General features: G+C 54.8%; 1 protein-coding gene. It reads right to left on the reverse strand.

Going from position 1 to position 356, the window contains the following annotated elements; translation table 11 throughout:
• A partial coding sequence (locus D0817_RS25055) for a helix-turn-helix domain-containing protein (RefSeq protein ID WP_153188225.1) occupies positions 1 to 224 on the reverse strand: 224 nt, incomplete at its 3' end.
• Positions 225 to 356: the final 132 nt, after the last annotated feature.

The raw sequence follows: 356 nt of genomic DNA on the forward strand, positions 1-356 counted from the left end.
AGTTTAGGAAGACAACGGGGCTGAAGGCGGCGAGCTTGGCATTGTGCGTCAGCGACGCCGGCATCGTAGACCTCGGCCCCACTCGTGCGCATGAGTTCGCGACTGATCGTACTGGGTGAACGGCAAAGGCGTTTAGCAATGGACCGGATTGAGCACTGGTCGTCGCGCATGGTCATGACAACTGCGCGGTCTTGGGTAGTGAGATGTTTGTAAATTTTCGCCATGGCGGCACCTTACAGGAAGAAGGTGTTGCACTTGGTTCTTGAGAACGCCCTTGGTTGGGCAACGGCAACGCAGAATTAAGGGGCACTGTCCGAATCCAACTAGACGACTTAACGCAATTGCATTTGAAGTCC

Source organism: Flavobacterium cupreum (assembly GCF_003996965.1).
Taxonomy (GTDB): domain Bacteria; phylum Bacteroidota; class Bacteroidia; order Flavobacteriales; family Flavobacteriaceae; genus Flavobacterium; species Flavobacterium cupreum.